This window comes from Silvania sp. (assembly GCF_051656365.1).
Taxonomy (GTDB): domain Bacteria; phylum Pseudomonadota; class Gammaproteobacteria; order Enterobacterales; family Enterobacteriaceae; genus Enterobacter; species Enterobacter hatchlandensis.
In genome coordinates, this window is the sequence record NZ_JBOGBT010000086.1 from 41,406 (window position 1) to 66,860 (window position 25,455).

26 protein-coding genes are annotated in these 25,455 nt (G+C 56.2%); 8 read left to right on the top strand and 18 right to left on the bottom strand.

Annotated features, from left to right (window positions below; genetic code table 11):
• Positions 1 to 116: 116 nt before the first annotated feature.
• The 13 genes from ACRDD5_RS16160 to gspC all read right to left on the bottom strand — a co-directional run bounded on the left by ACRDD5_RS16160 (position 117) and on the right by gspC (position 13,804).
• Positions 117 to 2,777 carry a glycosyl hydrolase family 18 protein gene (locus ACRDD5_RS16160; protein ID WP_438677340.1) on the bottom strand — a complete coding sequence of 887 codons (2,661 nt, stop codon included), beginning with the start codon at positions 2,775 to 2,777 and terminating at the stop codon, positions 117 to 119.
• Positions 2,778 to 3,019: 242 nt separating this feature from the next.
• The gene (locus ACRDD5_RS16165; RefSeq protein ID WP_438677341.1) at positions 3,020 to 3,817 is read right to left on the bottom strand and encodes a prepilin peptidase; all 798 of its coding nucleotides are present in this window, start codon (positions 3,815 to 3,817) and stop codon (positions 3,020 to 3,022) included.
• A complete protein-coding gene (gene gspM, locus ACRDD5_RS16170; RefSeq protein ID WP_438677342.1) occupies positions 3,814 to 4,299 on the bottom strand; it encodes a type II secretion system protein GspM in 486 nt (161 codons plus the stop codon). Before gspM ends, ACRDD5_RS16165 begins: the two co-directional genes overlap by 4 nt.
• Positions 4,296 to 5,441, bottom strand: coding sequence for a type II secretion system protein GspL (gene gspL, locus ACRDD5_RS16175; protein ID WP_438677343.1), 1,146 nt, complete (start codon positions 5,439 to 5,441; stop codon positions 4,296 to 4,298). The genes gspM and gspL overlap by 4 nt, the downstream gene beginning before the upstream one ends.
• 15 nt (positions 5,442 to 5,456) lie before the next feature.
• On the bottom strand, positions 5,457 to 6,470 hold the full coding sequence (gene gspK / locus ACRDD5_RS16180; RefSeq protein WP_438677344.1) for a type II secretion system minor pseudopilin GspK: 1,014 nt from the start codon (positions 6,468 to 6,470) through the stop codon (positions 5,457 to 5,459).
• Positions 6,467 to 7,150 carry a type II secretion system minor pseudopilin GspJ gene (gene gspJ / locus ACRDD5_RS16185; RefSeq protein ID WP_438677345.1) on the bottom strand — a complete coding sequence of 228 codons (684 nt, stop codon included), beginning with the start codon at positions 7,148 to 7,150 and terminating at the stop codon, positions 6,467 to 6,469. The genes gspK and gspJ overlap by 4 nt, the downstream gene beginning before the upstream one ends.
• Positions 7,147 to 7,527, bottom strand: coding sequence for a type II secretion system minor pseudopilin GspI (gspI, locus tag ACRDD5_RS16190; protein ID WP_438677346.1), 381 nt, complete (start codon positions 7,525 to 7,527; stop codon positions 7,147 to 7,149). The genes gspJ and gspI overlap by 4 nt, the downstream gene beginning before the upstream one ends.
• Positions 7,520 to 8,005, bottom strand: coding sequence for a type II secretion system minor pseudopilin GspH (gene gspH, locus ACRDD5_RS16195; protein WP_438677347.1), 486 nt, complete (start codon positions 8,003 to 8,005; stop codon positions 7,520 to 7,522). Before gspH ends, gspI begins: the two co-directional genes overlap by 8 nt.
• Positions 8,005 to 8,448 (bottom strand): type II secretion system major pseudopilin GspG, encoded by a 444-nt coding sequence (gspG, locus tag ACRDD5_RS16200; RefSeq protein WP_438677348.1) that lies wholly within the window; start codon positions 8,446 to 8,448, stop codon positions 8,005 to 8,007. The genes gspH and gspG overlap by 1 nt, the downstream gene beginning before the upstream one ends.
• Before the next feature lie 2 nt (positions 8,449 to 8,450).
• The gene (gspF, locus tag ACRDD5_RS16205; RefSeq protein WP_438677349.1) at positions 8,451 to 9,659 is read right to left on the bottom strand and encodes a type II secretion system inner membrane protein GspF; all 1,209 of its coding nucleotides are present in this window, start codon (positions 9,657 to 9,659) and stop codon (positions 8,451 to 8,453) included.
• A complete protein-coding gene (gene gspE, locus ACRDD5_RS16210) occupies positions 9,659 to 11,137 on the bottom strand; it encodes a type II secretion system ATPase GspE (RefSeq protein ID WP_271282111.1) in 1,479 nt (492 codons plus the stop codon). Before gspE ends, gspF begins: the two co-directional genes overlap by 1 nt.
• Before the next feature lie 11 nt (positions 11,138 to 11,148).
• Positions 11,149 to 13,059: a type II secretion system secretin GspD gene (gene gspD, locus ACRDD5_RS16215; protein WP_271282112.1), complete on the bottom strand. Its 1,911-nt coding sequence runs from the start codon at positions 13,057 to 13,059 to the stop codon at positions 11,149 to 11,151.
• 13 nt (positions 13,060 to 13,072) lie between these two features.
• Positions 13,073 to 13,804: a type II secretion system protein GspC gene (gene gspC / locus ACRDD5_RS16220; protein WP_438677357.1), complete on the bottom strand. Its 732-nt coding sequence runs from the start codon at positions 13,802 to 13,804 to the stop codon at positions 13,073 to 13,075.
• Positions 13,805 to 14,098: 294 nt separating this feature from the next.
• Here gspC and ACRDD5_RS16225 point away from each other — a divergent pair, with 294 nt between their 5' ends.
• On the top strand, positions 14,099 to 15,649 hold the full coding sequence (locus ACRDD5_RS16225; RefSeq protein ID WP_438677350.1) for a peptidoglycan-binding domain-containing protein: 1,551 nt from the start codon (positions 14,099 to 14,101) through the stop codon (positions 15,647 to 15,649).
• Entirely contained in the window at positions 15,649 to 16,218 is a 570-nt protein-coding gene (locus ACRDD5_RS16230; RefSeq protein WP_438677351.1) for a hypothetical protein, read from the top strand. The genes ACRDD5_RS16225 and ACRDD5_RS16230 overlap by 1 nt, the downstream gene beginning before the upstream one ends.
• On the opposite strand, the gene ACRDD5_RS16235 is transcribed toward ACRDD5_RS16230, so the two are convergent.
• The 3 genes from ACRDD5_RS16235 to ACRDD5_RS16245 all read right to left on the bottom strand — a co-directional run bounded on the left by ACRDD5_RS16235 (position 16,212) and on the right by ACRDD5_RS16245 (position 18,250).
• Entirely contained in the window at positions 16,212 to 16,835 is a 624-nt protein-coding gene (locus tag ACRDD5_RS16235) for a helix-turn-helix domain-containing protein (RefSeq protein WP_438677352.1), read from the bottom strand. The two genes, ACRDD5_RS16230 and ACRDD5_RS16235, sit on opposite strands and share 7 nt — an antisense overlap.
• Before the next feature lie 264 nt (positions 16,836 to 17,099).
• Positions 17,100 to 17,930, bottom strand: coding sequence for an N-acetylmuramoyl-L-alanine amidase (locus ACRDD5_RS16240; protein WP_438677353.1), 831 nt, complete (start codon positions 17,928 to 17,930; stop codon positions 17,100 to 17,102).
• Entirely contained in the window at positions 17,927 to 18,250 is a 324-nt protein-coding gene (locus ACRDD5_RS16245) for a heavy metal-binding domain-containing protein (protein ID WP_271282117.1), read from the bottom strand. Before ACRDD5_RS16245 ends, ACRDD5_RS16240 begins: the two co-directional genes overlap by 4 nt.
• A gap of 117 nt (positions 18,251 to 18,367) precedes the next feature.
• Here ACRDD5_RS16245 and ACRDD5_RS16250 point away from each other — a divergent pair, with 117 nt between their 5' ends.
• From ACRDD5_RS16250 to artJ, 6 genes are all read left to right on the top strand, one after another.
• Entirely contained in the window at positions 18,368 to 18,886 is a 519-nt protein-coding gene (locus tag ACRDD5_RS16250; protein WP_438677354.1) for a lipoprotein, read from the top strand.
• Positions 18,887 to 19,099: 213 nt separating this feature from the next.
• Positions 19,100 to 19,828 (top strand): arginine ABC transporter ATP-binding protein ArtP, encoded by a 729-nt coding sequence (gene artP / locus ACRDD5_RS16255; protein ID WP_271282119.1) that lies wholly within the window; start codon positions 19,100 to 19,102, stop codon positions 19,826 to 19,828.
• 19 nt (positions 19,829 to 19,847) lie between these two features.
• Positions 19,848 to 20,579, top strand: a complete 732-nt coding sequence (artI, locus tag ACRDD5_RS16260; protein ID WP_271282120.1) for an arginine ABC transporter substrate-binding protein ArtI — start codon at positions 19,848 to 19,850, stop codon at positions 20,577 to 20,579.
• A gap of 6 nt (positions 20,580 to 20,585) precedes the next feature.
• The gene (gene artQ / locus ACRDD5_RS16265) at positions 20,586 to 21,302 is read left to right on the top strand and encodes an arginine ABC transporter permease ArtQ (protein ID WP_271269364.1); all 717 of its coding nucleotides are present in this window, start codon (positions 20,586 to 20,588) and stop codon (positions 21,300 to 21,302) included.
• The gene (gene artM, locus ACRDD5_RS16270; protein ID WP_271282121.1) at positions 21,302 to 21,970 is read left to right on the top strand and encodes an arginine ABC transporter permease ArtM; all 669 of its coding nucleotides are present in this window, start codon (positions 21,302 to 21,304) and stop codon (positions 21,968 to 21,970) included. The genes artQ and artM overlap by 1 nt, the downstream gene beginning before the upstream one ends.
• Positions 21,971 to 22,143: 173 nt before the next feature.
• Positions 22,144 to 22,875: an arginine ABC transporter substrate-binding protein ArtJ gene (gene artJ, locus ACRDD5_RS16275; RefSeq protein ID WP_438677355.1), complete on the top strand. Its 732-nt coding sequence runs from the start codon at positions 22,144 to 22,146 to the stop codon at positions 22,873 to 22,875.
• Positions 22,876 to 22,963: 88 nt separating this feature from the next.
• Here the strand turns inward: artJ and ACRDD5_RS16280 are convergent, their stop codons facing one another.
• Positions 22,964 to 24,433, bottom strand: a complete 1,470-nt coding sequence (locus tag ACRDD5_RS16280) for a sensor histidine kinase (protein WP_438677356.1) — start codon at positions 24,431 to 24,433, stop codon at positions 22,964 to 22,966.
• Positions 24,430 to 25,122: a response regulator transcription factor gene (locus ACRDD5_RS16285; protein ID WP_271282123.1), complete on the bottom strand. Its 693-nt coding sequence runs from the start codon at positions 25,120 to 25,122 to the stop codon at positions 24,430 to 24,432. The genes ACRDD5_RS16280 and ACRDD5_RS16285 overlap by 4 nt, the downstream gene beginning before the upstream one ends.
• Positions 25,123 to 25,455 lie beyond the last annotated feature (333 nt).

Sequence of the window (25,455 nt, forward strand, 5' to 3'; positions counted from 1 at the left end):
GTATTTACTTATTCTTCTTGCCCTCCTGTCTATTTGAAAGCACTGACCGCCCCCGCAGTGGTTGACGGTCAGTTATTGCGGGCGAATATCACGCCCGCAATATGCGATGAAGAAGATTACTGACAGTCTGTTGCTGCGCCCTCTTTCACCCATACATCGCTGTGGGCTGGGTTGTCACCACGGGTCCACCATTTCGCACGGTAAACAAAACCTTCATAGGTGGTGGTGTCGCCGCCGTTATAAACCATGTCAGCACGCCAGTTGAACTTCACGTTGCTGACCAGTTCCCAAGCGCCTTCACCTAAGGAAGGTTGATTACCCTGAGTCCAGTACTTCGCTTTCCAGACCAGGTGGTCGAAGCTGACGGTATCGCCATTGTTGTAGACTTTGCTGGCTTCCCACGCCGCATATTTGCTGGCGTTAGCATCCACTGGTGCATCACAGCTACCCTTGCTATCGCCTTCATCAGGCGGCGTGACGTCGTCTGGCGGCGTAATATCGTCTGGCGCTTTCGGCGTGACGATCACCTGGACGTTAGACAGCACGCTGCTCTTGCCATCGCTGACGGTAACGCTCAGGGTTGAGCTTGTCTCAGAGGTCACGTCCGGTGCAGTAATACGTACGTTAGCGGTATCAGTACCGGTCGCGTTCATATTTGCCGGGACGTTCCAGCTGTAGGTCAGCGCATCGCCATCCGGATCGTTTGCCTGCACGTGCAGAGACTGGGTCTGACCAGACTCGAGAGTGACGGCTTCCATCGGATTGACAACAGGAGCCTGGTTCGCTTGTGGCGCCTTATTCAGAACCTGTACGTCAGCGGTGCTGCTAAGACCTTTTGCATCGGTCACGGTCAGACGGAATGCCAGTGTCTGGTTAGCGGATACTGCCGGTGCGTTAAAGGTCGCTTTGGCTGAAGTGCTGTTGGCGAGCGCCACCGTCGCACCTGCCGTCTGCGTCCACCGGTAAGTCAGGGCGTCGCCATCCGGATCGGAAGAGGCAGAACCATCCAGCATAACGGTAACCGGACCTGTCACAGCCTGGTCAGATGCCGTCGCTACCGGGGCATGATTGGTGATAACAGGCTCATCATCGGAAGGCGTTCCGCTGCCCAACAGGCTTTCGTTCATCGCGTTCAGAATGTCGCCGTTATCCGCTTCCACAGACCATGCGAACAGACCGCCAAGATTTTTGTCCAGTACATACTTACCTTTCGCATGAACGGAACGTGCATCGTCATAGCTCAGGAGTTCACCGGTGGTTTTGTTGAACAGATAAGGCGCTTCAGCTGCGGCGTCGTATTTGTACTCCCAGCCAGGCTTGCCTTTCATCTGGTTGACGATCGCGCGGTAATCAACGATCCCTGGTTCCCATGTCCCAGGAATTTTGCCGGTAGCCGTACCGGTAAATGGATTGTCGCCAGTGTAACCATGGACGCCAGTCCAGCCGCGACCATACATTGCCGCGCCCACGACGATTTTGCCCGGCTGGACATTCTGGGCCAGCATCGCTTTAACCGCGTTATCGGTGGTGTAGTTGGTATCCGGTTTCCAGGAAGCGCCGTACAACGCCGTCTGGTGGCCCAGTTCGGTGTTGCTCCATCCGCCGTAGTAGTCATAGCTCATCAGGAAGATATGGTCGAGATATTGCTGTGCGGTGGTGTAGTCAACGTCTTCAATCTTATCGCCGCCCGCGCCGATTGCGGAGGTCAGCTCGTAAGTACGGCCGGTTTCAGCCGACAGCTCGTTAAGCATGGCGCGCAGTTCTCGCATCAGTGCGGTATAAGTGGCTTTATCGGTCTGCGGGTTGCCCAGAGTGGCATTCTCGCCGCCGCCGCCCGGGAATTCCCAGTCGATATCCACACCATCGAATACTTTCCAGGTTTTCAGGAACTCTTTAACGGAACCGACGAAACGGTCACGCAGGACTTTGTTGTCCATCTGGTAGAACGGATCGGAAAGGGTCCAGCCGCCCACGGAAGGTAGAACTTTCAGGTTCGGGTTGGCTTTTTTCATCGCCATCAGCTGGCCGTAGTTGCCTTTGTACGGCTCGTCCCAGCCGGTCACGCCCTGCTGTGGTTTTTGCAGTGCAGCCCATGGGTCATGGATAGCGACGGTGTAATCCTGACGACCTGCGCAGGCACGCTTCAGGGATTCCAGCGCACCGGTAGATTTGGCGCTGTCGTTGATACCATCGCCGCCGCAGATTGGAATGAAGCCGTAAAGGATGTGGTTGAGGTTGGCAACCGGGATTTTGTCCACGGTGAAGTTACGGTCATAAACGCCCCACTCTGGGAAGTAGGCCGCCACCACTTTATCGGTATGCGTAGCAAAGGCTTTGTTGTTCTCATGCAGCGTGGTGGTCAGGGGAAGCAGGTGGCTACCATCCGTATCCGCAACAATGATTAACTTGCTGGCGCTGGTGCTACAGCCGCTGGTGTTACATACCTGAACCTGCTCCTGGTAACGGCCGCCTTTCTTGACCTTAAAGGTTGCAGAACCCGCCATGCCGCTCGCGCCAGACCAGACCTCTTTACCATCCAGCAGCACTTTCGCCGACGTCGGCGCATCGCCGCTCCAGACGTTCCACTCTACTTTAACATTTGCGCCATCGTGAACGGTTACCAGGGAGTTATAGTCCTGCGCAGATTGACTCACTTCAACAATGGAAAACTTATCATTGCCGCTGGTCAATGAAGGCACACCTGGGACGGCTGCAAATACAGGGCTGACCGCCGCCGCCACAAAAAGCGCCAGATATTTAGGCTTCATAAATTTCATTTTCATTCCTGATAATTTATTTGTGAAATTAAAAACATGTCTTCCTTAAACATGAAATAAAACCAGCATACATTGAAAAAATCAAATACATTGCCACTTGAAATGTTTTTAATACTTTCAGTTAACCTCAACAAAAAGATGAGTAATGCATGTAGTTCATAACCTAAAGAGTATTTGAAAAAGAATTATCACTCACGTCATTCCCTTATCGAAAAAATATCAAAAATCATTTGACAGATTATTCAGGGGATGAGCGAATAACGTTGCAAAATAAAGGTAATAACACCCGCAACAGCCAGAGCGGGGCCAAAAGGAATGGACGCTGCTTTGTTGTTCGATTTTATAAAGAGGCAATACCCGGCAATGCCCGTTAACGACGCCAGTAATATTACGCTGGGCAGCGCCTGCCAGCCGCACCAGGCCCCCAGCGCCGCCAGCAGCTTGAAATCGCCGTAACCCAGCCCTTCACGACCGGTCACCAGACGAAATGTCCAGTACAGGAGCCAGAGAAAGAGATAGCCCACCACGGCACCGACAATGGCGTCGCTCAGGGGCAGCGTCGGATGTGCGAGATGAACCAGCAGCCCGGTCCAGAGCAGCGGTTGCGTCAGACAGTCCGGCAGCAGCAAATGCCGTAGGTCAATGAGAGCCAGCGGCAGCAAAAAAGCGCTTAACAGCCAGAGTGAAAACAGCGTCGGGATGTCCGGGATAAACCAGGCCGTGGCGCCAAAAAACAGGAAGGTAAAAGCTTCGAGTAACCATAAGCGCAGCGGGATGGCGCTGCCGCAGTGGTAGCAGTGCCCGCGCAGCGCCAGCCAGCTCACCAGCGGGATATTTTCCCACCAGGCTAATTCATGCTGGCACGCCGGGCAGTGCGAGGCCGGAAACAGCAAGTTGATCCGCGCCTCATCGTCGAGCAACATCGGCGGGATCCGCTCTGCCACTACTCCGAGAAAGCTGCCGATAATCGTGCCGAAGAGCGCACTCATCAGGCTGAACAGTGCCGGACTGCTCTCCCGAAACAGGGCAAAGGCTGTCATGCCGCTTTTTTCCAACTGAGCTGGATCTCCGCCCTGACGTCACGCTGATGATCGACAGGCGTCAGCTTCATCTTCTCCAGCCGGATACCCGAGACGGCGTTAATTTCTCGCAGCCAGTTTTTTAGCGCATTAATCTCCACCCGGGGCACAATAAAGGACAACGACTGCCCTTCCTGACGCACGTCATTCAGCGGCAGCTGAATTTCCCGGGCGCTGTTTTCAACCACGCTGCGCGGATTATCGGTTTTTGTTTGCTGCACCTGGAGATGATTTTTATTAATTTCGCCGCGCATCCAGATCAGGGTTTCTGTCTGGCGCTTTAGCGTGGCCTGGCTATTTTTAATCATATTATCCAGCGGAACCATGCCGCCGTAATAAACGACGGCGCAACAGAGTGCCGCGCCGCAGAATTTCATCAGCTGCTTTTCGCGGGCAGAGTAAGCCTGATACCGCGCTTTAAGTTGTGCGACACGCTCTTTCATTTATGTTTCCCGGTGATCATGGCAGTAAAGGGGGCGACCGTTGAAACCGGCTCGAGCGAAAAGTCAAAATCCGCACGGGTCTGTTCAATAAAGTTCTGTAGCGAGGCGCTGCTTTCACTGCTTACGCCAATCGTCCAGCTTTTTTGCGCACTGTCATAATCCAGCAGGTTAACTTCTATACCCGGAACTGCCTGCTTCGCTTTATTCAGATCGTCCATTTGCAGAAAGACGCCCTTAGTGACCTTCTTCAGGTTCTGACCAAAGTGATACTTAATATTGCTTTGCTGACGCAGGCTGGGGAAATGGTATTGGTAGACCGTGACAATCTCCTGCTGCAGCTGGTTTTCCTGCTGCACCAGCATCAGGGCCATCGCCAGTCTCGGCCCCAGCAGCAGCCCGACGCTGAGCAGCGCCAGCGCTACCATCAGCCCTTTCAGCCCTTTGGGCGTGCCGCCTCCAGTGCCGCTGGGGTTAAACTCGCCGTGCAGCATGTTGGCCCGGCAGGCCTGCCACTGCGGCTGGATCAGCTGCAATGGATGCTGCCAGGGTAAGGATTCATCCACCGTGACCCCATTAGGCGCCTCACCATAGCAGCGCACCTCCCCGGCCCCGGTTTTCTGCATCAGCAGCGGCAGCAGCGAGGCGTCGACTTCACAGGCGCTGGCCGGTGAAAAGCGCAGCCAGTAGCTCTCATCCAGCGATACCAGAGTGCTTCCCCCTTCAGCGACCGGCAGCAGCCAGGCGTCAGGCAGCGCCTGCACCACCTTCAGCCCGGCCTGTTGAAAGCGGGCGATCCAGTCGCGTAAGCGCTGCGCATCAATGGCGACAGCATCCACTTCCCGTCCTTTTTTACACAGCACCGTCCAGTGCAGGTCGTCGACATCGCCTATCAGCGTCTCCTCCGCCATCCACGAGAACGGCGACGTCTGGGGGCTGAGCCCTTTCGTTGGCAGAGAGAAGTGACGGAAGATCATCTCGCCAACGGGCAGCAGCAGACAAACATGCGACGCCAGCGGATGGTCCGCGAGGGTGTCCAGTGCCGCCATGCCCGGCAGAGAATTCACCTGCTGGCTGCCGGATTCGCACCACGCAAGCGTCCCGTCCTCGCGGCTATCGGAACGAATAAACAGTATTTTTTTCATCGGTATCGGCTTTTGCTATTCAATCATTCGGTAACGACGTTGCCACGTTACGATTTCGCCCGCTTCGCTGTTCACCTGAAGCTGACTGATCACGCGCAGCGTTAAATCGTCGGTGTTACCGGTGTAGTTAACCCGGAAGTAGCGACTGTTGACGGCCACTGCTTCGGCAACCTGTGTTAAATCGTCTTTCAGCTGCGGGAAGTCTTGCTCCAGCGCCTTACTGAAAGCCTCAACGTTTTCCCATCCCGCCTCCGGACGCGCCGCGAGCAGCCGGGCGGCGTCATCCTCCGTCAGTTTTCCCACAAACAGCGCCGCCAGCAGTTTTGCCTGCTCAGGCTTAAGGGTATTGACGTTAATCTTGCTGCTGGCATCCGGCAGAGCGCACAGCAGCCCGCTGACTTTGGCGTACGCCGCCGCCGGAAACGCAGGCAGTAACCTGATTTCGCTGATGTTGCGCATCATCTGGTTGGCGGGTAACCGCGCGGGCTGCACGCCTGCCCAGGCGTCGCTCTCCTGGGCCGCCTTCAGCGTGGTGCTGTCGCCGTCCAGGTAGTCCACTAACTGCTGATAGACCTGCTCAGCGGTGAGCTGATCCAGACCCGCGTCAGCCAGCAGCTGCTCAACCGTCAGCTGTTTACGGGGTTTTTCCGGGGGGGTTGACGCGGCCGGATCCTTCGCCGCCTTCTCCTCAGCAAGCAGGTTATTGACGTTGAAACAGTCCTGCGCATCCTCGACCTGGCTCACCACCGTGTAATATTCCCCCTGCGTCTCAAGGGGCTGATGCCACTCACCGTCCGGCTCCAGGGCGTTCTCGCCGCTGGCGGCGGTTTGCAATAGCTGCTTCACCGCCTGCTCCTGGCGCTGTATCGCCCAGCGCAGCTGCTGCTGACTCACCTGATAGTGGGTTTTCTGTAAATTGCGGCTGAACTGCTGGCTGATTCTGGCCGCCAGGGCCGACATCATTACCAGCAGGATAAGCACCACCAGCAGCGCAACGCCCCGCTGCCGATTGAGATTGCTTCTGGTCATGGCTGAGCGTCCGGCGCGGGCGTCGCCGCCTGTTCTGGGGCGGATACCGTCGCCTGTTCTGAAGCGGACGCCGTCTTCTGATCTTCAGGTTTTTCGACCGTTTTCACGGCAATCTGCGGCTGCGGCATATCGCCAGGGGTAGTAAACACCCAGCGCCAGGTGTCGCCGCTCTCCATGGTCAGCGTCAGCTCGACACCTTGTGGCTGATGCGTGCTGTCGCGCCAGCCTTTCAGCCATGCATCGCTGAAAAATCGCCACTGCACGGCTTTCACCTCAGAGACAATCGGCACCTCTTCCGGTTTAACGCCGGCCGGGCTGTCGATGGTCGGCCACACGTCGCGCCACAGCCGATGATCGTCAAACCGCCAGCGTACCCGCTCAAGCTGGACCGTCCCGCTCACGCCGTTGAGGGTGGTCAGCTCAATGGCGTTCTCATCCTGGCGAAAAACGTCAGGTTCATTGCGCGGCGCACGGGCCTGCTGCTGAAAAAAATCACGTGCCAGCAGGCTCCAGGCGCGCTGGATCTGATTGAGTCTGGCTGCGTTGCGATCGGTGGCGTTGCTGGTACGCATCGCGCCATCGAGGATCTGCCAGGCGAGCGTGCTAATCACCGCAAAAATGGTTAGCGCAATCATGATCTCCAGCAGCGTAAAGCCGCCCTGGCTCTGCAGTTTTTTCACTTTATCTCCTCCGGGGACAGAACCCGCATCGCCACAACCGGCTGGCTCTCATCCCCTTCGGCATAGACCAGGATCTCATCCGCCCAGCGTTTATCGGCGACCTTCACCCGCTGCATACGCCAGTTCCAGTTGCGCCCGCCCATCAGCTCCGTGCCCTTCTGCTCTGCATCCGGGAAGTCGCTTTTGGTCAGTTGCGCTTCGGCGAGCTGGTTCTCAGCCACCCAGCTGGCCTGCAGGGTATCGGCAAGACCGTGGGTGAAGCGCACATTCAGGGAGACCGAGTTCATTAATGCCAGCGCGGCGGTGGAGAAGATCACCAGAGCGACCATCACCTCCAGCAGCGTCATCCCGCGCTGCGACGCATTGCGTTTAGCCATCGTTTTCTACCGTAACCGGCGGCGCGCCCTGGGACACGACACGGAAATGATGTGCTTTATCGGCACTCTGTAACGTCAGGGTGAAACGGCTCATCTCGCCGTCCGGTAAAAAGACAATCTGCGGCTCGGCACCGGGCGTGGTGGCCAGACGCTGCGGAGAGAGCGAGACGTGCATCTCTTCAGGGAAACGCCCTTCGGTGGTGATACGTCGTTGCGCTAACGGTGCCCAGCTGCGCTCGCCGTTTTTTTCATCCAGCGTCATCAGCTGATATTTGTCCGTCGTGATCGTCAGGCCCACAATATTTCCATCCATCACCGCGCGATCGGAACCATATTCAATAACGGCTTTTAATTGCTGGCCAAATATATCCGCGCCGCTACGTGATGGTATTGTAGAGACCACCATCATGGCGCAGCTGGCGAATATCACCAGAGCGAGGATAATTTCCAGCAAAGTAAATCCGCGTTGTTTGTTCATTATTTTTTATCGAGCGACCAGTTGGTAATATCGTCTGGGGTATTGGCTTCGCCGTCCGGACCCGCAGAAAACAGGTCAATAGCGCCATGCTCGCCAGGGCTGACCAGAATATAGTCGCTGCCCCACGGATCCTGCGGCAGGCGGCGAATATAACCGTCGGCGCGGTAGCCGCCAGGGATCGGTGCGATTTCAGGTTTGGTGACCAGCGCCTGCAGGCCCTGTTCGGTGGTGGGATAACGGTGGTTATCCAGCTTATACATATCCAGCGAGCCTTCCAGCGCCACAATATCGCTGGTCGCTTTCTGGGCATCAGCCTTCTCTTTATTGCCCATCAAATTCGGCACCACCATGCTCGCCAGTACGCCGAGAATAACAATCACCACCATTAATTCGAGCAAAGTAAAGCCCGCCTGGCGTGCCAGGTTTTTTCGTTTCATCGCCATAATTAACCTACCATGTTATTAAGTTGCAGAAGCGGTTGTAATATTGACATCACAATAAACAGAACAATGGTCGCCATAGAGACCACCAGCGCTGGCTCAAATACCGACAGCGTTAAGGTAATTCGATGTTGTAATGCCGATTCCTGATTTTCTGCCGCCCGGTCCATTAAATTACCCAATTCACCGCTCTCTTCGCCGGAGGCAATCATATACAGCATGGTAGGCGGGAATAATTTCGCCTGCTCCAGGGCGGCATACAGCGATGAACCCTGGCGTACGGTATCGGCCGCCTGATCGAGCACCTGGCGAGCATAAAGATTTTCGATACCGTCCATGGCGATATACATGCCTTCCAGCAGCGGTACGCTACTGGCCTGCAAAATGCTCAGGGTGCGGATGTAGCGCGCGCTGTTGATGGCGCACACCAGCTTTTTGATCGGCGAGGCGTTAACCAACCAGCGGTTCCAGATAAAGCGGTGGGTAGTTTTCTTCAACCAACTTTTAAAGCCGATAAAACCTGCCGCCAGTCCGCCGCAGAGAAACAGGCCGTACGCCTGCAGAAAATCACTTACCGCAATCAGCGTGCGGGTGGTGATCGGCAGCTGCTGTTTCATATGGGTGAACTGTTCGATAACCTGCGGCACCACCGCCACCAGCAGAATGCCGATCACCGCCACCGCCACCACCGTCAGGGTAATGGGGTAGACCATCGCCTGAGTGAGCTTGCTTTTCATCTTCTGGCGCTGCTCGTTGTACTCCGCCAGTTTTTCCAGCACGTCCCCCAGATAACCGGTTTTTTCCCCGGCCATCACCAGCGTGCAGTAGAGCTTGTCGAAGGTGCGCGGAAACTGGCTGAAGGCGTCAAACAGCGTGTGTCCTTCCACTACCTTTTCGCGGATTTCCGTCACCATCGCCGCCAGCTTTTTATCTTCGGACTGTCTGGCAATCGCCTTCAGGGCACTTTCCAACGGCAGCGCGGCATTGATCAGCGTCGACAGCTGACGGGTAAACATCGACAGCACTGGCGTGGAGAGTTTTATCCCTTTCTGGGCGCTCCCGGCGGCGCTGCTCTCGCGGGTAACCGCAATGCTTACCGGCATCAGCTTTTGCTCGCGCAGCGCCTGACGAACCTGCTTTGGCCCTTCGGCCTGCATCTTGCCGCGCTGGGTTTTGCCCGCCGCGTTGGTCGCCGTCCACGCATACCACGCCATTATTCCTCCCCTCCGCGTTCGGCGGTGACGCGCATCACCTCTTCCAGAGAGGTGATGCCGGAGATCACTTTCATCAGGCCGTTTTCCCGCAGGCTATAGGCCTGCTTAAACAGCTGCGTTTCGATAGACATTTCATCTTTGTCTTCATGGATAGCACGACGCATCCCGCTATCCACCACCAGAAATTCATGTATTCCGGCACGCCCCTGATAGCCGCCCTGGCGGCATTTCTCACAGCCCACGGCACGATAAATCGCCTTCGGCGGCGTCGTCATAAAGCTGAAAAGCTGCCGTTCATTGTCATCCAGCGGACGGGTGGTACGGCAATGAGTACAGAGTCGACGCACCAGACGCTGAGCAATAACCCCCAACAGGGATGAACCGATTAAAAAGGATTCCAGCCCCATATCCCGCAGGCGGGTGATGGCCCCAGCCGCACTGTTGGTGTGCAAGGTCGACATCACCAGGTGACCGGTCAGCGACGCCTGTACCGCAATCTGCGCGGTTTCGCCGTCACGGATTTCGCCGATCATTACCACGTCCGGGTCCTGACGCAGGATGGCGCGCAGGCCGCGGGCAAAGGTCATGTCAACCCGGGGGTTAACCTGGGTTTGCCCAACGCCTTCCAGCTCATACTCGATGGGATCTTCAACGGTGAGAATATTGCGCTCGTGGCCATTCAGCGCCGACAGAATGGCGTACAGGGTGGTACTTTTCCCGGATCCGGTCGGGCCGGTGACCAGGATAATGCCATGCGGGCGGGCAATCAGCTCTTTAAGCTGAGCCAGCTCGTCGTCAATCAGCCCCAGCTTGTTGATGTCCGGCTGCAGGTTACTTTTGTCCAGCAGACGCATGACCACCCGCTCGCCGTACTGGGAGGGAATGGTGGAGACACGCACGTCGATGGCTTTGCGCCCGATACGCAGCGAGATACGCCCATCCTGGGGCAGGCGTTTTTCGGCGATATCAAGCTTCGACATCACTTTGATCCTCGACACCAGCAGCGGCGCCAGCTTGCGCGCTGGCTGCAGCACCGGGCGTAGCACGCCGTCGACGCGAAAGCGGATGCTCAGGGTGCGCTCGAAGGTTTCAATATGTATATCCGACGCGCCCTCTTTCACCGCCTCGCCAAGAATGGCGTTGATGAGACGGATCACCGGCGAGTTTTCATCGTTATCCAGCAGATCCTCGTTGTCGGGGATCTCCTCGGTCAACGCCAGCAGGTCAATGTCGGCATCCATGTCATCCACCAGCTGCTGAGACACGCCGCTGTTCTGCTGCCAGACTTTGGTCAGCATCTCGTCAAAGGCTTCTGCCGTCAGAACCGTCGGGGTAAAGGATCGCCCCAGCACCCGGCGCATCTCCAGCAGGGCGAACGCCGGGGTGTTATCGCGGATAAAGACCTGCTCCTGATAAATCAGGACGCCGTTATCCTTTGCGTAGCTGCTGGTGCATAAAACGTTGCTTAGCTCATCCATCCTCCACCCCCTTACTCTTTAAAAGGATTGCGGGCGGCCGCAGTGTTGCCGGTGCTCTGATGCGGGTAGGCCGGCAGCACCGCTGTGTCAGTGTTGGAAATAATGCCCAGCTTTCTCTCTTCCATACGCTGCTGCTGACGGGCGCGGATCTGGTCATATTTTTCCTTCGATGACGCGCTGTAGGTGTCGTCGTCACGCAGGACGGTGGTATGGATAAAGACCATCAGATTTCGTTTCGAGGTATCCTGAGAGGTGTAGCGGAACAGCTGCCCCACCAGCGGGAGATCCCCCAGCAGCGGCACTTTCGAGACGTTCTGCTTAGTCACGTTCTCCATTAACCCGCCAAGCACCACCGTCTGCCCACTGTGGACCATCACTTCGTTATTGATGGTACGGGTGTTGAAGGTCGGGCCGAGGCTGGCATCTTCCGTCGCGCTGGCATCCACGCTGGAGACTTCCTGCTCAATCTTCATATGAATGATGTCCCCGTCGTTGATCTGCGGAACAATTTTCAGCTTGGTACCGACGGTTTTACGCTCCACCGAGTTAAAGACGTTATCGCCGCTGGTGGTCTGGGAACCGGACAGCACCGGCACGTCCTGACCGACATTGAACGACGCCTCTTTGTTATCCAGCGTCACCACGCTCGGGGTCGAGAGAATGTCGTTTTTACCATCGGTGGCAAGGGCGGTCATCAGCGCGCCAAAATCACCGTTAAAGAAGCCGGTCGCCATGCCGGTAAAGTTGGACCCTTTAATGATGCCGTTCTTAACCTGACTAATCGGCATGCCGGTGGCGCCAAACTGTACGCCGCCATGTTTGCTGGTCCACTGCACGCCAAGGTCGAGGCCGTTGCCGTCCTGCACTTCGGCAATGATCGCCTCCACCAGAACCTGCGGACGACGGATATCGAGCTTGTCGATCACTTTTTCCAGCGAGTTCATGACGTTAGGCTGGGCAGTGATCACCAGTGAGTTGGTGGCCTCATCCGCGGTGATATTCAGGTCGCTGCTGGCGGAGGCCGTTTTGCTTTTTGCCGCTGGCGCTTTGTCTTTCAGCTGTTCGCCGATGCCGGTCAGGACCGGCACGACTTTGCTGGCATTCGCATACTTCAGGTAGAAGACGCGGGTATTGCCCTCGTTATTTTGTTCGCGATCGAGCTGATTAATCAGCAACCGGGTGCGCGCCCGGGCGTCTTCCGGACCGCTGATCACCAGGCTATTGGTTTCATCATCGGCAACCACTTTGGTCGCCAGCTGTGGCGCGTTCTGCCCCTTCTGCTCTTCATTGCTGAGATTATTCAACATCTCGCCGAGGGGTTTCGCCGAAGCGTAGCGTAGCGGCACAATTTCACGGCGCTGAACGCCGGAGCGATCTACCCGCTCCACCAGATCCACAAGCCGGTTCACCACCGAGGCGCGTCCGGTGAGCAACAGCACGTTGGAGGGTTCAAAATGCACCACATTGCCGATGCCGGAGGCGTCGTTCAACTGGCGCAACAGTGGGGCCAGCTCGCGTACCGGCACGTTCTCCATGCGCACCACGCGGGTGATTATCTCATCACCCTTACCCGGATTTTTGCTGTCGGCCAGCGGCACGCCGGCGGTACGTGCCACGCTGGAGCGCACCACCTTCACCATGCCGTTATCCATTGGGATAACCGTCAGGCCATAGACATCCAGCACGCTGAGGAAGAACTGATAATATTCATCCTCGGTGAGCACGTTGTAGGTCCTGACAGAAACGGTGCCCTGAACGGACGGGTCCACCAGAATCGTTTTATTCAGGTTGCGGCTTACCGTATCGATAAATTCGCGAATATCGGTATTCTTAAAGCTGGCGCTAAAATTAGCGGCCAGCAGCGAACTGGAAAACAGCGAGGCAGCAGTGAACGCCAGACACGCCCAGGGAATTTTCTTCATGGTTTTACACTTGTTAATTGTTTAAAACATTAACCCGAATATTTTCAAGGTGAGCGTGACGTTTAACTACAACCTCCGCCTCTCTCATTTTCGACCAGCTGGCGATAATAATTTTCGCCTGTTCTTCTTTCGTCATATCGACGGTATTCACTTTCACAACCACGTCGCCTTTTTTCAGTCCGCTGTGGCTAAAAAAAGCCGACGCGTTCCTTGGCTTAATTTGATATCCCTCGAGATGACCGTTGTCGAACCGGGGTTTCAGCACTAAATAGTCGTTAAGGTGTAAATTATTTAAACCCGGTTCCACCTGCGGGGCAGGCATGGGGGCACTGTTAATATCACCTTTAAAATAGTCGGGGCGTTTAATCGCCAGCGTTTGCGGGCTGCCCTGATAGTTAATCACGACATTGTCGCGGTTGATCTCTTCCACCCAGGTATCGGGGTAGCCCGTCAGGCTCTCGCCTTCGCGATAGCTCTGCTGCCCGGAAGGCGTTTTTATCACCGCAAACGACATCCAGGCCTCGTCGCTACGGATAATGCCCTCCACCTCGGCGTTGATCGGCGCTTGCACCGTCCGCTGCGCAGCGGGCTGGCTCACTGCAGGCTGGAAAAGGGCAAAACCTTGCACCTCTTCCCGATGACTATCCGACACAGGGTCAGCCTCAGACAATTTATCGCTGACCTTTTTATACTGTTTTAAAACAACATATCCCTGATGCCCGCTGGATATCAGCAAAATAAACATCACGCAGGGTGTTATCAGGCTATAAAGACGCTGCATCCTCATTATTTAACGAACCTTTTAAATGCAGAAACTGACAGTTGGGCTGTTTAAGAATGACCTAATACTAATGACCTGACATGGCGTGCTCCACCGGGATTGCCAGCAAATTTAGTGCGGAAAAATATTGACCCGCAATAATGCAGATGTTAGGTGTTATTCAGGTTATTTTTCTCCTGTTTGCAAATTGAACATCACGGCGGCATCCCTTACTTTCGGCGGTGAATATCTGTTTTTGTCATCCCGGGGTGTGTCGTTATGTATCTGAAACATTTTAAACTCGCAGGCCAGCCTTTTATGAAGGTGACCCGTTCAGCGGGTGAGTTCTTTGTGCCTTACCATCAGGATGTGTCAGGCATGCTGCGGGAGAAATCACGCACGCCGGGGATTATCGGGCTGTTTTCCGACGACGAACCCCTGCTCAGCCAGTTCAGCAGCGAACTGCTGGCGCAGACGACCGGGGTAGCAATTAATGCGTTTCCCAAACTGAGCGCCAGCGCCCTGCTGTATAAACTCAAACCGGACAACACCGATGCCAAAAACAGACTTCATGCCATTGATGCAGTGCTGCGCCAATGGCATGAGGCGTATTCCTCCTGCCGTACCCACGGCCTGGTGCTGAGTATTTCTGCGATTCAGGCGATGCAGGACAAATGCTGGGACGTTCTGGGCATGTTGCTGACCCGCGCTCAGGAGCGCGGCCTGCCACTCACTCTTCTGCTGACCGGGACTGTAGATCAGGAGGCACGTTTGCTAGCCCATTCCGGTCTCGGTGCCCGGGTGCATACGCGCCATAGCTTGCGAGCCCTCACTGGTCGCGAGTGCCTGGATTATGTTCAGGCGCAAACCGCTCATCACGGCGCAGAAACCTCACCGTTCACCCCGGCCCGCATTCGGCGAATGCAGACCCTGACCAAAGGGTGCGTCAGCCAGCTAAATGCGCTGGCGCACCTGGCACTACTGGCCGCATGGACTGAACGCGCCGGACTGGTGGGGACACGCCATCTGCGTCTGGCGGCGGGCGAAGTCCTGCCGATCAAGCGAAGCAACAGACGTCTGGCGACAGTAGGGCTGTTTGCCTGCATGATATTTGCTGCCTGCGGCTGGCATTTTTCTACGGCCATAACGGCCGCGCTGCCGTTCAAACCGCCAGTACCTGCCCGCTGGATCCCGCAGATGAAACATCAGCAGGCGCCGGTCCAGCCGGTTTTCGATCGCGAAGTCGTGAACCAGCCGGATGCCATGCATCAGCTTTACATCATGTGGGGATATGACGCCTCCACCGGGGAGGCGCTATGCCAGAATGCCGGGCGGGTGAATCTGCAGTGTAAGCAGGGTAATGCTCCGCTGTCGACGCTGGAGCAGGAGGAGTATCCGTGGGTCAGCGAGCTGAAAACCGGGGAGCACCTGAACTACGCGGTGGTGGCGCGGGTCGGGAATGACTCCCTCGATCTGCTGATGAATAATCGTACCTGGCAGGTGAGCCGGAGCTGGTTTACCCGGCACGCCACCGGAAATTATACCCTGCTGCACCGCCTGACGCCGTCCGGTAGAGAGGCCATCGGTGCGGCCAGCGATAAACAGGATCTGGACTGGATCGACACCCAGCTGAGCCTGGCACTGAATGAACCGGAAACCCACGCCCATCGTTGGACCCAGACGCTGGCGGACCGCACCCGTGAATTCCAGCAAAAAAATCGCTTACACGTCGATGGCCTGCCAGGGGAAGAGACCCTGATGCAGTTGATGCGCGTGAATAACATCACCCCCACTATTGTGACACCCTTGACGCAGGGAGAAACGCACTGATGTCCACAATCTGTCTGGCTGCCCAGCGCAGCTATACCACCGGTGAGGCGGTATTTTTTTCGTACCGCCTACCCTCAATAAGAAAGGTGCTGGCCAGCCTGATGTGCCTGTGCGTCATGCTTGCGGTAGGCATTTATGCCCATCTGCTGCGGGATTTGCGCTATCCTGCGCCCGCCGAAAAACCGGTTAAGGTCGTCAACCCTGACACCCAGCTGTCGGATATGCACTATGTGTATGTGTCAAAACCCTTCCCGCAGCCAACACCGACGCCGTTGCCGGCAATACCGTTGCCCGCCCCCGAAGAGGGCCCGGTGATGGATAATACCCCCGACTGGCAACAGCCCCCGGACGGCGAGATTCAGGAGCAGGCTCTGCCCGCCACGCACGAAAAATTGCACACCCCAACATTGCAGGAACGCTTTATGCAGGCGGTAAAAGAACAGCAATTAGAGTATTCGCAAGGGAAAATTCCACCCGAGCCGAAAGCTGAGACGTCAGATAACGGACATGAGGTAAGAAAATCCCCTTCGGGGAGATCCGAAGGGGACGAAAGACGAGAATTTCAGTAGCGTTCCGGGAGGGAGTTAATTGAAATCAACTTGCCCTTTTCGACAACAATATATTGACCTTTTTTCAGGTCAGAAAGGATTTTAATAATGGTACTGCGCGCCAGATTAGTGTACTCCTGAATATAGTCATAAACATTAACATCACGTTTATGCTGAACGATCAGTTCGTTAATCTCCAGCAGGAATTCGCGCACCACAGAATAGGCACTGCGGGCGACTAAAACATCATCACGCTTACTGAGAACACTGATATACCAGGCCAGGATCTTGCTGAATTCCGCCCAGAGATTATGCTCGCCGATCAGTCGTTCAAAATCCGTTTTTTTGATGGAACGGATCACTGTGGCGGTGCGGGCCAGACCGTATATGTGGCTTGCATTGCTGTAAACGGCGGAAACCCCCAAAAAGCCCGAATTACGCATAACAAACATGCTTAATTCATCGGATTTACGGCGGATTTCCACCTCACCGCTTACCACAATGTGAATATAGTCAGGATCGGCAGTAATAATTTTTTGCCATTTCTTTAACGTTTTTTCTGGACACTCTGCGGTTGCAGCAACAATCGCTTCCATCGCCTGTTGCGGGCGGCATTTTTTACCATATATGCTTAACATAAGTATGCCTGTTAATGTTCCTTATTAGAAAGAGAGCCGTGCGACCCTCCTGTCAAAAATAGTCAATTGACCAGGTTAAATTTAGTTTCAGGATATATTTACTGAGCGTCACTCCCGTTTTATTAACTGAATTTCTTAGCGGGCCAGGGATGCATAGTAAATCTGTGTAAAATTAAGTCAATTAACTAAAAATAAATTGAGGATGTACTTAAGATTAATCTTATGCACAATTAAGCAGGACGGGGAACCGGTTAACATACAGGCTTATCTCTGCCCATACTTCTCAAGTAAGGCTTCGGCAATGGCCAGGGTTTCTTCATCAGCAACACCGGTCCACACCTGCGGACGAAAATGCATCTGGAACGCCATGATTATGCGTTTCTGCTGCGCCGGGGAGATATTCTCAGGCACCTCATAACCGTAACGGGCTAAGCGATCCAGCAATAACCCGGGATCCACAGGTTGCCACGGTGATTGCCCGTTCAGATAAAACGTCACCCGGGCGGGGTCTGGCCATGCACCTATCCCCTGCTGGGCCAGCGCCTGCCAGGGAAACAGCGGCCCCGGATCGTCTTTGCGCTGCGGGGCGATATCCGCATGGGCCACCACGTTCTGCGGCTTGATGTCGTAACGCTGAATGATGTCCTTCGCCAGTGGGACCAGGGCGGCAATCTGCGCCGCTTCAAACGGGACGAAGCGTTTCTGACCGCCGCTTTTTTGCCAGCCGCGGTTTTCCAGCTCAATACCAATCGAGGTGTCATTGATGCGCGTGGCCCCGCGCCAGAAGCTAACCCCGGCATGCCAGGCCAGATCGCGCTCCGGCACCAGCTGCCAGATCCGCGGTTTGCCGTTGTGCTGGGGCGGGATCGCCGGGATCAAATAGTGGGAGCTGACGTTTTTATCCGTCAGGGTGGCCAGCGAGCTGTCAAAATCATCGGCGGTGTAGTGGATCACCAGCACCTTAATGCGCGGATAGGCCGCCTGCGCCTGGCGACGGGCGTCCAGCTCATAGGCCCCTTTATCGACAATCCCTTTTTCGGCGGCGCAGCCTGCCAGCAACAGCGCCAGCAGGCTTAGCGAAAGCGCCCGCTTCATCGGCGCGTTTTCACCGCAGTGCCGCTGACGGTGACCATCAGCATGCTGGCGTCTTTGCCGACAGTTTCATAATCGATGTCGATGCCGACCACCGCGTCGGCACCCAGCGCCTTGGCCTGCTCGCCCAGCTCTTTAAAGGCGATTTCACGGGCTTTGCGCAGCTCTTTTTCATAGGCCCCGGAGCGACCGCCGACGATGTCGCGGATACCGGCAAAAAAGTCGCGGAAGATATTGGCACCGAGGATGGCTTCTCCGGTGACAACACCGCAGTACTCGCTGATCGGCTGCCCTTCCAGGGTTGGGGTGGTGGAAAATTGCATCTGCTTCTCCTTAATGGTGCGTGATGTGCCTAAGCGTATAAGAACAAAACCATTATCGGATCGTTACGCTATGATTTAAAGGTTAGTTAATTATTGCAGCCTAATAAGGAAATCAACATGCGCTATCCTGCTTTGACGCTTTTAGTGCCGTGCGCGCTGCTGCTCAGCGCCTGCACCACCCCGGTTAACCCAGCTTTTAAGGATATTGGAACCCGCAGCGGCAACTGCATTGTCGGCGGTCCGGATGCCGTAGCTCAACAGTTCTACGACTACCGCATTAGCCACCGCAGTAACGACATGACCGCACTGCGCCCGTATCTGAGCGACAGTCTGGCGCAACTGCTGAGCGATGCCAGCCGCGATCCACAGCATAAAAACCTGCTGAAAGACGATCCGTTCTCCAGCCGCACCATTGCGCCTCAAACCGCCGAAGTGGCCAGCGCCTCCACCATCCCCAATACCGATGCGCGCAATATTCCCCTGCGGGTGAAACTGACCCAGGGCAGCGAAACCTGGCAGGATGAAGTGCTGATGATCCGCGAGGGGCAGTGCTGGGCAATTGACGATGTGCGCTACCTCGGCGGCAGCGTTCATGCCCCGGCGGGCACCCTGCGCCAGTCCATTGAGAACCGTTAAGCCAATAAAACCCCGCAAAATGTCTGGCATTTCGTGAGGAATGCCGACATTTATTCTCGCCGCCCTTCCCGCTCGCTATTTTGTGCTATGTTTAGGTGTGCTCGCGGTTTATATTTAACTTTTAACGCAGAAATATTGCATAACTATTCTGCCGACGGTACTATTTGCGGCCTCAATAGCTATAAACAGCCTGGATGAGTAAAGACTGCCCCGATGAGTATTCAACTAAACGGCATTAACTGCTTCTACGGCGCACACCAGGCGCTGTTCGATATCACCTTAAATTGCCCTGAGGGCGAGACGCTGGTTCTGCTTGGCCCCAGCGGTGCAGGCAAAAGCTCGCTGCTTCGCGTCCTCAATCTGCTTGAAATGCCCCGCTCCGGCACGCTGGATATTGCTGGCAATCACTTTGATTTTGCCAAATCGCCGTCTGAGAAAGCGATCCGCGATCTGCGTCAGAACGTCGGCATGGTATTCCAGCAGTACAATCTCTGGCCACACCTTACTGTGCAGCAAAACCTGATTGAAGCCCCGTGCCGCGTGCTGGGCCTGTCTAAAGAGCAGGCGCTGGCACGTGCCGAGAAGCTGCTGGAGCGTCTGCGTCTTAAGCCTTACAGCGATCGCTATCCTCTGCACCTCTCTGGCGGTCAACAGCAGCGTGTGGCCATTGCCCGCGCCCTGATGATGGAGCCCGCCGTGCTGCTGTTTGACGAACCCACCGCCGCGCTGGATCCCGAGATCACCGCCCAGATCGTCAGCATCATTCGTGAGCTGGCAGAAACAAACATTACGCAGGTGATCGTGACCCACGAAGTGGAAGTGGCGCGTAAAACCGCCAGCCGCGTGGTGTACATGGAAAACGGTTATATCGTCGAGCAAGGCGATGCTCGCTGCTTTGCCGAGCCGCAGACCGACGCGTTCAGAAATTATCTGTCTCACTAATTGAATCGAGAAAACGACAATGAAAAAAATAGTGATTGCCGCGCTGCTTGCCAGCATCAGCCTTTCTGCAACAGCCGCTCAGACCATTCGTTTTGCTACGGAAGCGTCTTACCCTCCGTTTGAGTCTATCGACGCCAACAACAAGATTGTCGGCTTCGATGTGGATCTGGCAAACGCGCTGTGCAAAGAGATCGACGCGACCTGTACCTTCGCTAACCAGTCTTTCGACAGCCTGATCCCCAGCCTGAAATTCCGCCGTATCGATGCGGTTATGGCCGGGATGGACATCACGCCTGAGCGTGAAAAGCAGGTGTTGTTCAGCACCCCGTACTATGAGAACTCAGCCCTGTTCATCGGTCAGAAAGGCAAATACGCCTCGATTGACGCACTGAAAGGCAAAAAAGTGGGCGTGCAGAACGGCACCACCCACCAGAAATTCATTATGGATAAGCACCCGGAAATCACCACCGTGCCTTATGACAGCTATCAGAACGCCCGTCTGGATCTGCAGAACGGCCGTATTGACGCAGTGTTTGGCGACAACGCCGTGGTGACCGAATGGCTGAAAGCTAACGACAAGCTGGCTTCCGTCGGCGACAAAGTGACCGATAAAGACTACTTCGGCACCGGCCTGGGTATCGCGGTCCGTCAGGGCAACACCGAGCTGCAGCAGAAATTCAACGCTGCGCTGGAAAAAGTGAAAAAAGATGGCACTTACGATTCCATCTACAAAAAATGGTTTCAGAAGTAAGACCTGATGAACGAATTTTTTCCATTAGCAAGCGCCGCCGGGATGACCGTCGGCCTTGCCGTTTGTGCGCTGATCATCGGCCTGGTGCTGGCGATGGTCTTTGCGGTCTGGGAGTCGGCTAAATGGCGTCCTGTCGCCTGGACCGGCTCTGCACTGGTGACCCTTCTTCGCGGCCTGCCGGAAATTCTGGTGGTGCTGTTTATCTATTTCGGTTCGTCACAGCTGCTGCTGATGCTGTCGGACGGCTTTACGCTCAATCTGGGCGTGGTGCAAATCCCGATTCAGATGCAGATCGAGAACTTTGACGTCAGCCCGTTCCTCTGCGGCGTGATCGCCCTCTCCCTGCTCTATTCCGCCTATGCGTCGCAAACGCTGCGCGGGGCGCTGAAAGCGGTACCCATTGGCCAGTGGGAGTCGGGTCAGGCGCTGGGGCTGTCGAAAACGGCAATCTTCTTCCGTCTGGTGATGCCGCAGATGTGGCGGCATGCCCTGCCAGGGCTCGGTAACCAGTGGCTGGTGCTGCTGAAAGATACCGCGCTGGTGAGCTTAATCAGCGTCAACGACCTGATGTTGCAGACCAAAAGCATTGCCACCCGTACCCAGGAGCCGTTTACCTGGTACATCGTGGCGGCAGCCATCTACCTGGTGATCACGTTGCTCAGTCAGTACATCCTCAAGCGTATTGACCTGCGTGCGACGCGCTTTGAACGGAGACCAGGCTGATGCTTGAGTATTTACCCGAACTGATGAAAGGGCTGCACACCAGCCTGACGCTGACGGTGGCCTCGATTATCGTGGCGCTGGTGCTGGCGCTGATTTTCACCATTGTGCTGACGCTGAAAACGCCGGTGCTGGTGTGGATTGTGCGCGGCTATATCACCCTGTTTACCGGCACGCCGCTGCTGGTGCAGATCTTCCTGATTTACTACGGCCCGGGTCAGTTCCCGTCGCTGCAGGAATATCCGGTGCTGTGGCACCTGCTCTCTGAGCCGTGGCTGTGTGCGCTGTTGGCCCTGTCGCTGAACAGTGCCGCCTATACCACCCAGCTGTTTTACGGTGCAATCCGCGCCATCCCGGAAGGGCAATGGCAGTCCTGCGGCGCGCTGGGGATGAGCAAGAAAGACACCCTGGCGATCCTGCTGCCGTACGCGTTCAAGCGCGCCCTCTCCTCTTACTCCAACGAAGTGGTGCTGGTGTTCAAGAGTACCTCGCTGGCCTACACCATCACTCTGATGGAGGTGATGGGTCACGGGCAGCTGTTGTACGGGCGCACCTACGACGTGATGGTGTTCGGTGCGGCGGGGTTGATTTACCTGGTGGTGAACGGCCTGCTGACGCTGCTGATGCGTGTGGTTGAGCGCAGAGCGCTGGCGTTTGAGCGTCGCAACTAGAACTGCATAAAATCCGGTATTAAAGGCGGGCAAGTCTAATGACAGCCCGCCTTTTTTTATGCCACCAATAATATTTAATCATTTTTATTGCATACAAATTCATTAAATGGCATTGTAGCTCCCAGCCGCAGACAGGGCACATAATGACAAGATTGACAGACGGGAGCTTCACAATGAAAAAGTTAGTTCTGGCCGCATTACTGGCAACCTTCGCCGCAGGTGCCACCGCCGCAGATAAAATCAGCTTCGGCGTTTCGGCTACTTATCCGCCGTTCGAATCGCTGGATGCCAGCAACCAGATCGTTGGCTTTGATATCGACCTGGCGAAAGCGCTCTGTACCCAGATGCAGGCCGATTGCACCTTTACTAACCATGCGTTTGATAGCCTGATCCCGGCGCTGAAATTCAAAAAATATGATGCGGTGATCTCGGGTATGGATATCACCCCGGAGCGTAGCAAGCAGGTCTCCTTCACCGAGCCGTACTACGCCAACTCGGCGGTGGTGATTGCCAAAAAAGGGGCGTACACCTCTTTTGACCAGCTGAAAGGCAAGCGCATCGGCATGGAAAACGGCACCACGCACCAGAAGTACCTGCAGGATAAGCATACCGAAGTGAAAACTGTCGCTTACGACAGCTACCAGAACGCAATTATCGACCTGAAAAATGGCCGTATCGATGGAGTGTTTGGCGACACGGCAGTGGTCAACGAGTGGCTTAAAACCAACCCGCAGCTGGGCACCGCCACTGAAAAAGTGACCGATTCACAATACTTCGGTACCGGTCTGGGCATTGCAGTACGTCCGGATAACAAAGCCCTGCTGGAGAAACTGAACGGCGCCCTGAAAGCGATTAAAGCTGACGGCACGTATCAGAAAATCAGCGATAAGTGGTTCCCACAGTAAGTTTTTTTGCCGGGTGGCGCTTCGCCTGCCCCGGCCTACAGGGTGGGGATTTTGTAGGCCGGGTGAGCATTAATGCCACCTGGCACTCTCATAGCGGTACATAAAAACGAAAACAAGCTCCTCTCGCCACCTCCATCAGCCTGATCTCTCCTCCGTGCAGTTCCAGCATCCGCTTCACAATCAACAATCCCAGTCCGCCCCGGTTGTCCCGTGACGCCTGTGGACTGAGCGCCGATGGCCGCTGGAAAAGCGTCTCGCGCAGATGGTCGTCAATGCCCGGTCCGCTGTCGTTCACTTCAACCTGTAGCTGTTCACCCTCCTGCCACACCTTCAGACCAATTTCCCCGCCTGGGGGCGTATGACGAATGGCGTTATCCAGCAGATTGGTCACCACCCGTTCGATCATCGACAGATCGGCGTTGATCATCGGCAGCGGGCGTGGCACGTCAATATGCAGCCGCAGCTGACGGGTCTCTACCGCCAGGTCAAACTTTTGCGCCACGTCGGAGATAAGCTCCCCGATGGCAAAACGCTCGCGTTGCGGTTTGATGCTGCCGTGCTCCAGCCGCGCCAGCTCAAACAGCCGCTGCGACAGGTGGCGGACCTTATGCCCCTGGCGCAGGGCAATCGCCAGGTAATGCTGGCTCTCCTCTGCGGAGAGGGTGGCGGATTTTAGCGACAGGGTTTCCAGATAACCCAGCAGCGCGGTCAGCGGGGTGCGCAGGTCGTGGGAGATATTGGCGATAAACTCCCGCCGCTGGCGGTCGCTGTCGGCCAGCTGATCCCACTGGCTGGCAATCTTTTGCGCCAGTTCGATAAAGTTATTGCGCAGCAGCGCCACCTCACCCGCGGGCTGCGGCTCAAGGGGCCGGGCGGCGAGCTGTTTGATGGCGCTGATGCTGTCCTGCTCCAGCCCGCTGACCTCATGGGTCAGCAGCCTGACCGGACGTGTAACCCAGTACCAGACCAGCCCACCCGCCAGCGCACCAAACAGCGCCACCAGCAGCAGCGACCACAGCACCGTGCGCCACAGTGTTTTCTGCCACGCCTGTTCGGCCAGCGCATTCAACTCTTCCCCCTGCAGAATGATATACAGATAGCCGCGCAATTCGCCGTTCTGGCGCAGGGGGGCAACGCTGAACACTTTCTGCTTATCGCTGCGCGGATCGTCGCCGTAGACCGGCATCGTGGCACCGCTCAGCGCTTGCTGAACCGGGGTGATGGAGACGCTTTGCCGTTTGATATGCCCCGGCGGTGCGGCATCGGCCAGCAGCTCACCCTGCGGGGAGAGGATATACAGCTCGACGCTGGGATTGAAGGTCATCAGGCGGTTAAACAGCGGCTGAAGCGCGCTGCGCTCGACCTGGCCCTGCTTATCCAGCAGCGGCTCGCGCTGGATAATGTGCTGCGCCAGACCGCCGGAGAGCCGCTGCACCATCGCATCCCCGTACTGCTTGCTGGCCCAAAGCTGCACCCCACAGGCGACGATGGCGCACAGGCTCAGCAGGGCAATAAACAGCAGCGTCAGGCGCTGGCTGAGGGTGAGACGGCGGATCATAGTGGGCGCTCCGCGAAGAGATAGCCTTTCCCCCAAACGGTACGGATGACCTGCGGCTCGGCGGCGTCGACTTCAATCTTGATCCGCAGGCGGTTGATGTGGGTGTTAACGGTATGTTCGTAGCCTTCGTGCTGGTATCCCCACACTTTGTCGAGCAGCGCCAGGCGAGAGAACACCTCCCCAGGGTGACGGGCAAAAAAGTAGAGCAGATCGAATTCGCGCGGCGTCAGGTCGATGACTTCGCCGCGTAGCTGGACGCTGCGCGCCAGCGGGTCAATGGTCAGACCATGGGCCGTAATCAGCCCGGCGGTGTGCTGGCCCATCGCCTGCTGACGGCGGAACAGTGCCCGGATGCGCGCCACCAGCTCCTGCACCGAGAAGGGTTTTGCGAGGTAATCATCGGCCCCGGTTTCAAGCCCGAGAATGCGTTCGGTTTCACTGCTGCGGGCGCTAATGATAATCACCGGCAGGTAGTGATCGCGCGCGCGGATCGCCCGACAAAGGGTCAGCCCGTCAACGTTGGGCAGCATCAGATCGAGGATTACCGCATCCCAGCGTGGGTCGTCCACCGCCCGCAGCGCGCACGCCCCGTCTGCCTCATGGGTGATCTGGTAGCCCTCGTCCTCTAAATTCAGGCGCAGCAGCGCGGCAATATCGCCGTCGTCTTCCACCAGTAATATGTGCTTCATCGGTCAACCTTATCTAAGCCAGATAGATAAAGCTTACCCGATTTCAGGCGCGGGCAACGTTCACATTTTGTTTAACATTGTGGGGTGGTTTCGCCCTCACCCCGGCCTTCTCCCATAGGGCTGAGGGATCCCCACAAAAAAATTGGCACGGTGGGCCCCCTCTCCATTCAGGGAGAGGGTTGGGGTGAGGGGGGGCATGCGGCTCCGGTGGTGGTTCCGTTCACTTTAAGTTCTGTGCTTCTCTGTCAGTCGCGTCACCCGTGAACGTGCCAGGGCGGCTCAATCGCCACCGCCCTGGCTACCCGGGCTCCCGGCAAGAAAATCGTCGCTACG

What these genes read in the sequence shown, in the direction of transcription:
- ACRDD5_RS16230 (WP_438677351.1), top strand. Translation starts at nt 15,649, where the DNA reads ATGTCCACAATCTGTCTGGCTGCCCAGCGCAGCTATACCACCGGTGAG.
- ACRDD5_RS16225 (WP_438677350.1), top strand. Translation starts at nt 14,099, where the DNA reads ATGTATCTGAAACATTTTAAACTCGCAGGCCAGCCTTTTATGAAGGTG.
- gspC (WP_438677357.1), bottom strand. Translation starts at nt 13,804, where the DNA reads ATGTTTATTTTGCTGATATCCAGCGGGCATCAGGGATATGTTGTTTTA.
- ACRDD5_RS16240 (WP_438677353.1), bottom strand. Translation starts at nt 17,930, where the DNA reads ATGAAGCGGGCGCTTTCGCTAAGCCTGCTGGCGCTGTTGCTGGCAGGC.
- gspM (WP_438677342.1), bottom strand. Translation starts at nt 4,299, where the DNA reads ATGAAAGAGCGTGTCGCACAACTTAAAGCGCGGTATCAGGCTTACTCT.
- gspH (WP_438677347.1), bottom strand. Translation starts at nt 8,005, where the DNA reads ATGAACAAACAACGCGGATTTACTTTGCTGGAAATTATCCTCGCTCTG.
- ACRDD5_RS16165 (WP_438677341.1), bottom strand. Translation starts at nt 3,817, where the DNA reads ATGACAGCCTTTGCCCTGTTTCGGGAGAGCAGTCCGGCACTGTTCAGC.
- ACRDD5_RS16280 (WP_438677356.1), bottom strand. Translation starts at nt 24,433, where the DNA reads ATGATCCGCCGTCTCACCCTCAGCCAGCGCCTGACGCTGCTGTTTATT.
- ACRDD5_RS16285 (WP_271282123.1), bottom strand. Translation starts at nt 25,122, where the DNA reads ATGAAGCACATATTACTGGTGGAAGACGACGGCGATATTGCCGCGCTG.
- ACRDD5_RS16245 (WP_271282117.1), bottom strand. Translation starts at nt 18,250, where the DNA reads ATGCAATTTTCCACCACCCCAACCCTGGAAGGGCAGCCGATCAGCGAG.
- gspG (WP_438677348.1), bottom strand. Translation starts at nt 8,448, where the DNA reads ATGGCGATGAAACGAAAAAACCTGGCACGCCAGGCGGGCTTTACTTTG.
- ACRDD5_RS16250 (WP_438677354.1), top strand. Translation starts at nt 18,368, where the DNA reads ATGCGCTATCCTGCTTTGACGCTTTTAGTGCCGTGCGCGCTGCTGCTC.
- gspE (WP_271282111.1), bottom strand. Translation starts at nt 11,137, where the DNA reads ATGGATGAGCTAAGCAACGTTTTATGCACCAGCAGCTACGCAAAGGAT.
- ACRDD5_RS16235 (WP_438677352.1), bottom strand. Translation starts at nt 16,835, where the DNA reads ATGTTAAGCATATATGGTAAAAAATGCCGCCCGCAACAGGCGATGGAA.
- gspK (WP_438677344.1), bottom strand. Translation starts at nt 6,470, where the DNA reads ATGACCAGAAGCAATCTCAATCGGCAGCGGGGCGTTGCGCTGCTGGTG.
- gspI (WP_438677346.1), bottom strand. Translation starts at nt 7,527, where the DNA reads ATGGCTAAACGCAATGCGTCGCAGCGCGGGATGACGCTGCTGGAGGTG.
- artJ (WP_438677355.1), top strand. Translation starts at nt 22,144, where the DNA reads ATGAAAAAGTTAGTTCTGGCCGCATTACTGGCAACCTTCGCCGCAGGT.
- artM (WP_271282121.1), top strand. Translation starts at nt 21,302, where the DNA reads ATGCTTGAGTATTTACCCGAACTGATGAAAGGGCTGCACACCAGCCTG.
- gspD (WP_271282112.1), bottom strand. Translation starts at nt 13,059, where the DNA reads ATGAAGAAAATTCCCTGGGCGTGTCTGGCGTTCACTGCTGCCTCGCTG.
- gspL (WP_438677343.1), bottom strand. Translation starts at nt 5,441, where the DNA reads ATGAAAAAAATACTGTTTATTCGTTCCGATAGCCGCGAGGACGGGACG.
- artP (WP_271282119.1), top strand. Translation starts at nt 19,100, where the DNA reads ATGAGTATTCAACTAAACGGCATTAACTGCTTCTACGGCGCACACCAG.
- artI (WP_271282120.1), top strand. Translation starts at nt 19,848, where the DNA reads ATGAAAAAAATAGTGATTGCCGCGCTGCTTGCCAGCATCAGCCTTTCT.
- gspF (WP_438677349.1), bottom strand. Translation starts at nt 9,659, where the DNA reads ATGGCGTGGTATGCGTGGACGGCGACCAACGCGGCGGGCAAAACCCAG.
- ACRDD5_RS16160 (WP_438677340.1), bottom strand. Translation starts at nt 2,777, where the DNA reads ATGAAATTTATGAAGCCTAAATATCTGGCGCTTTTTGTGGCGGCGGCG.
- artQ (WP_271269364.1), top strand. Translation starts at nt 20,586, where the DNA reads ATGAACGAATTTTTTCCATTAGCAAGCGCCGCCGGGATGACCGTCGGC.